Raw genomic sequence first — 4,253 nt, forward strand, 5'->3', positions numbered from 1 at the left:
ACTGTTTCTTCGGTGATTTCTTCGAGCCCACCCTATAATCCATTTATTCTTCCAGGTTGATGTGTCGTCCGGGTATGCTCTTTCCCACGAATTATAGATCGCGGATAGCGCTTCCTCCTCATCGGCAGCTTTAAGTAGTGACCAAGAAAGGTCTTCACAGGTGGGTTGTATCATCCGGCCCAGTTCAAGCGTCATCGTGACCGGGAAGGGCAAGCTGCGTTGTGTAGAGGCTGTAATAGAAACTCTTCATACGTATCAATTCATCGTGAGTGCCGGTTTCAATTATCCTTCCATTGTCGATCACGTAAATTCTGTCTGTGTTCTTGATTGTACTGAGTCTGTGAGCCACAACGAAACTGGTGCGGCTCTTCATAAGATTCCGCATCGCCTCTTGGATGTGCATCTCCGTTCTGGTGTCGGCATTGCTTGTAGCTTCATCGAGTATGAGTATCTAGGGATCTATGAGCATTATCCGGGCGATCGCCAGCAACTGCCTCTGGCCACGGTTTATGCTGTCGCCGTTTGAAGAGACAACGGTTTCATACTTGTCTGGAAGGCCCATGATGAAATGATGAGCATTTTCCATCTTGGCTGCCTCGACTATCTCTTCATCTGTTGCATCCTGCCTGCCGTAACGTATATTGTCCTTTATGGTGCCCATGAAGAGCTGGGTATCCTGAAGAACGATTCCAAGCTTTCTTCTGAGTTGCTCCCTGTCAAAGCTCGAAATGTCGTGGCCATCGACTGAGACTCCTATCGCTCTCATAACCTCTGCTTCGGTCTGTGCATCCAGGGCGCTTGCGCTATCGTCGAAGATTATGATAGGAGATCTCGTGGCGACTGCTCTTGCAATGGTCATTCGCTGTTTTTGACCTCCTGAAAGATTTGTCGCCATCTGGCTGAGTTCAGTGTTGTATTTATCGGGGCGAGTGCCGATGAAATCAGCAATCTTAGCTATCTCTGCAGGCTTCTCGATTTCTTCTTCGCTTGCCTCCGGTTTGCCATAACTGATATTATCTCTGATCTTTCCGGAGAAGAGGATTGACTCCTGGAATACCATTGTAATATTCCTTCTCAACTCATGCCGAGATACATCATTGATATCGACTCCATTGAGCAAGATGCGGCCGGAATCAACTTCATAAAGACGGGGCAGAAGACTAACCAGTGAAGATTTGCCCGATCCGGTGTCTCCAAGGAACGCGACTGTCTCACCCTGGTCTATTTTGAAGTTCAGATTGTGAAGCATCTTGTTGGCTCCGTTTCCGTAATTGAAGTCAACGTTTTCAAAGACGATAGGACCTCTAAGATCATGGGATTTTCCGGCCTTTACGTCCTCTTCTTCCGTTTCGTCAAGGACTTCTGCGACTCTTTTTGCAGAGGCCTGAGCTCTCGAAACAAAGATCACATCATGCCTATCATCATCGACATAAGCATTCTGCCCAGGTAGTTTACAAAGCCATCATCTAGCCGGTCTGCATTCCTCCGGCTTCCACCTGAATTCCGCCGAACCATATTACTGCAACTATGCCTAGATTCAGTATGAGTGAGAGAAGCGGCATGATAATCACCATGGTTCTCGCCGCCTTCATTGCAGTTGCGGAGTAGATTCATTTGCGGCGTTGAACTTGCTTGACTCGAACTCGGCAGAGGCGAAAGACTCCACGACCCTTATTCCAGACAAGTTGTCTCTTACACGAGTGTTCACGTTGTCCATTTCCTGCTGCACTCGAGAGAAAAGAGGCAATACTCTCTTCATAATGGCGAAAGTAAGATATGTGACAAGAGGGATTATCACAAGGAAGATAAGCGAGAGTCTCCAACTTATCAGTATGAGACTTCCAATGAACAGCATTGGAGCCCTAACGAACATCCTTAGAAGAATCATCACGAACTGCTGAAATTGAACAATATCATCTGTGATTCTTGTGATAAGTGATCCGGTTCCGTATTTGTCTAGCTTTGCGCGTGACAGATATTGTACCTTCGTGAAAATGCTCCTACGGATATCTGCGCCTGCGTTTTGAGCCGCTATCGACGAAAATATTACGCAGCCGATTCCTCGTAGAACAGCGACAAAAGTTGTCATTAGCATTTTGTTTCCCGCGCTCACGATTACGTCAAGGTCCTGATTCATGATTCCGACGTCTATGATTTCTTCAAGCAACTTCGGCTGGAAGGGATCGATGGCAACTTCTAGGAACATTGCTAAAGGAGCCAGAACGGCGAAGATCCAGTATGGTTCGAGAAATTTGAAGAGTCTTTTCATTTAGTCTTCCACCCCGCATCAGTTTGGTTACATTGGAGATGTATTAAATCTTTCTTGCCAGGAGAGTCTCTTTCAGTCTGACAAGGAAGCGTTCAAGCAGGACACGTTCTTCAGGCGAGAAGTTCGAAAATGTCTCCTCTTCAACTTCAAGCATTGTTCGCTCAAGTTCGACCCGGATCTCTCTGCTCTTCTCTGTCAAATAAACCCTGAATACTCTCAAATCCAATCCGTCCTGACTCTTCTTAACAAACCCCGACGACTCCATTCTCGGCACCATTTTGCTCACAGTCGCCGCAGAAAGGCCCATTTCGGTAGTGATTTCGCTTACCGTCCTTCCATCTCTCTCAAAAGGAGGAAGAGAAACGGCGGCTGACCTCGATGAAGAACGAATCTGGAGAAGATTAAGCGCTTCTTCATGAAGTTCGCCCTGCAGACATCTATCAGATGATATACTTTTCACTGTCAGACCCGTACGAACAGGCGGATCTATGTTGAGGTGAGACTTGGAAAGCGATAGAGGACACTATTTAGGGTTTATCTGGCACGCCTCTTTTCTTGCACTGACAATGGCTTTTGTTGAGGTGAATACGGTCCTTCCTTCAATGATCTTGGAGGCAGGTGGAGGTAGTTTCGCAATCGGTCTCGTTACTGCAATTTCGACGGGGATTCCTCTACTGGCTCAAGTAGTATTCGCTGGATACCTTATGTCCAAACCGATGAAAAAACCGTACTTGCTTCTTGGCATCTATTTAAGAGTCGGCGCTCTCTTTTCCATAGGCTTTCTCTTGCTTTCATCTATCGGAGGAATCACACTTCTTGTACTCCTTTTTTCCATAATCTCCGTTTTTTCATTTGGAGGTGTCTTCGCGGGAATCAGTTATACTCATCTGCTTGGTCAGTCAGTAGTTAAACAAGATAGACGCAGCTTCATGTCGTACAGACAGATTGCCGGCAGCGCACTGTCGCTTCTCGGGGGCTTTGTTGCAAAGTACATTGTTGGAAACGTGAGTTATCCGGCCAACTACTCGCTTATGTTCTTTATTGCAGGAAGTTCCCTGTTTGTTGCTTCGCTTGGATTCGTGGGAGTACGCGAAAGGGAAGTTCAGGGGATGGAAATTCCTGGATTCTGGAAGATCATGAAGAGCATTCCAAAAACACTGAAGGACGATGCGAACCTCCTCAACTACATTGTCTTTAGCAATCTCACCGGGTTCGGATTGGTGCTGATCCCATTTTATGTTCTCCTGGCGAAGGACAGCTTCGGGTTGATGGGAAGCGACGTGGGCAGTTTTCTCCTGTTTCAGATGATAGGTATGCTTGGAGCCGGTGTGCTATGGAATCGCTTTCTTAAAAGGAGAGGCTTGAAAAGACTGCTTATAACCTGCGCAATAATTGGCAGCTCGATTCCGCTAATTGCATATCTTCTCTCCACCGCCTCGCCGGACTTCTATCTTATAGTCTTTTTGCTTTCAGGGATCACCTTGAGCGCGAGAAAGATCGGATTTGAGTGGCTTCTTATCGAAATCTCCAACAACACGAACAGAGCTTTGTATACAGGCGTATCGGGTGCGCTCAGTCTGGTGACTGCTCTCCTCCCTCTGATCCTGGGTAGTGTGCTGCGGCTTTTGGGCTTTCCGGTCGTTCTGGTTATCTCCAGCATAGCAATTGCTTCGGGGGTGCATTTCATAAGGAAGATCGATATCACTGATGATTTGGGATGAAGGAACTGCTGCTTTGCGCAGCTCAAATCCTCGTTTGAGTAGTAACAGACTTCGACCTGCCCAACATCTTTGTAGAAAAGAAACTCGCTTGCAACGTGTGCGGAACTTCCTGGGCTTTGAGATTATGAAAGCAGAAAAGTCAAAGAGAGTGCGATCGAGGCAGTTTTGTGTTGGCCGCCCTCTTCAGTGTGAGGAGAACCCGTGTTCGGTCATCTTGAAAAGCACGCCTGGCTTCTCCTGTCTGGTGACTCGATTCGGAGGTC

General features: G+C 47.1%; 5 protein-coding genes. 1 reads left to right on the top strand and 4 read right to left on the bottom strand.

All coding sequences use genetic code 11. The features are described 5' to 3' along the window. Positions 1-184: 184 nt before the first annotated feature. The 4 genes from RJ60_RS15765 to RJ60_RS04475 form a co-directional block, all read right to left on the bottom strand. Complete coding sequence (locus RJ60_RS15765; protein ID WP_219725863.1) at positions 185-373, bottom strand: hypothetical protein; 189 nt, start codon at positions 371-373, stop codon at positions 185-187. Positions 374-451: 78 nt separating this feature from the next. After that, positions 452-1,408 carry an ABC transporter ATP-binding protein gene (locus RJ60_RS15770; RefSeq protein ID WP_219725864.1) on the bottom strand — a complete coding sequence of 319 codons (957 nt, stop codon included), beginning with the start codon at positions 1,406-1,408 and terminating at the stop codon, positions 452-454. Between the two features lie 180 nt (positions 1,409-1,588). After that, a complete protein-coding gene (locus tag RJ60_RS04470; protein WP_103134133.1) occupies positions 1,589-2,269 on the bottom strand; it encodes an ABC transporter permease in 681 nt (226 codons plus the stop codon). A gap of 43 nt (positions 2,270-2,312) precedes the next feature. After that, positions 2,313-2,729: a MarR family winged helix-turn-helix transcriptional regulator gene (locus tag RJ60_RS04475; protein WP_103134134.1), complete on the bottom strand. Its 417-nt coding sequence runs from the start codon at positions 2,727-2,729 to the stop codon at positions 2,313-2,315. A 43-nt stretch (positions 2,730-2,772) separates the two neighbouring features. Between RJ60_RS04475 and RJ60_RS04480 the strand changes: the two genes are divergently transcribed. Continuing rightward, complete coding sequence (locus RJ60_RS04480) at positions 2,773-3,990, top strand: MFS transporter (RefSeq protein ID WP_103134135.1); 1,218 nt, start codon at positions 2,773-2,775, stop codon at positions 3,988-3,990. Positions 3,991-4,253: the final 263 nt, after the last annotated feature.

This window comes from Mesotoga sp. B105.6.4, assembly GCF_002896535.1.
Classification (GTDB): domain Bacteria; phylum Thermotogota; class Thermotogae; order Petrotogales; family Kosmotogaceae; genus Mesotoga.